Source organism: Moorena sp. SIO3I6 (assembly GCF_010672095.1).
Window position 1 is genome coordinate 1 of sequence record NZ_JAAHHU010001734.1, and the last position, 1,033, is coordinate 1,033.

Annotated in this window: 2 protein-coding genes; one reads left to right on the forward strand and one right to left on the reverse strand. The window is 40.9% G+C overall.

What is annotated here, in order from left to right; translation table 11 throughout:
* The first annotated feature begins 60 nt into the window (after positions 1–60).
* Positions 61–267 (forward strand): hypothetical protein, encoded by a 207-nt coding sequence (locus F6K49_RS52720; protein WP_293111094.1) that lies wholly within the window; start codon positions 61–63, stop codon positions 265–267.
* 243 nt (positions 268–510) lie between these two features.
* Here F6K49_RS52720 and F6K49_RS52725 read toward each other — a convergent pair.
* Positions 511–1,033, reverse strand: a 523-nt coding sequence (locus tag F6K49_RS52725; RefSeq protein ID WP_293111095.1) for a polysaccharide biosynthesis C-terminal domain-containing protein, incomplete at its 5' end; no start/stop codon positions are given.

The window sequence follows — 1,033 nt, forward strand, 5'->3', positions numbered from 1 at the left end:
TAAAATGCGGCCACGCCATCTTCGCAGCAGCTAAATGCTCCTGTAGCAGGCAGCGACAGCTTGAAGCTTGCCGATATTCATCCTTTTGTAGCTTATGCGATCGCGATATTCCACAAGCACAAAAACCCTACCCCAGAAATAAATTCCCTGGTAGATAGCATTGTCAATGGAAAAACGAAAACAGCTGTGGGAGAAGAAAAACTAAACTCAGAATTTTTCGGAGATTCTTTTGCAGTGGTAGATGCTTACTGGAAGCAAACCAACTAATACAAAATATTGTCGCCCTTCCAGGTTTACTATAGCAATTCTAAATCAGGGTAAGCCCAAGAATCAATAAGCCTAGGCTTATTGATAAAAAAACCCCGCTATTCTCAAAAAATTAACTCTATTACAAGTACAATTCTAGGAGATTATAGGGGTTTCGAGCCACGATCAACCGATATCTAGCCAATGGAAATGATCAGCCATTTTTTCTTGTGCTTACCCTGAATTCTAAATCCGTTAGCATTGCTAGATCTCAGATTTTGAAGAACCCCCTTGAAAAAGTCCTCTGAAAACTAGGGGACTTACTCCTACATATTTCACCACTAAAAAACTGAGCCAAATATTCCACAGCGCTTTAGAGAAAGCTGTAGCTATAGCTGCCCCTACTCCACCGATGAGGGGAATAGCGATCGCATTTAACACGATATTGAGAATAGTCGCATAAATAAAAACGGGTAAAGATTTATTTTGATGACCCGTCATCACCATCAAATAGCCTACAGAACCACATAAAGCACTTACTAAATTGCCTAAAACCAAAATTTTGAGTTGCAAACTCGCTGCGATAAATTCTGAGCCAAATATTCCTAAAATGGGTTGACTGAAGACGGTGAGCAATAAGGAAATAGCCATAGAAGGCCAGAAAATCCACAGGGCAACTGCAGAAACCACCTTTTGCAGACCCTCGATATTGTTTTTAGCGTAAAGGGCTGCGAAACTGGAAGCGGCGACTATATTGATAATGCTCAGCACAACACTAACCCATTGA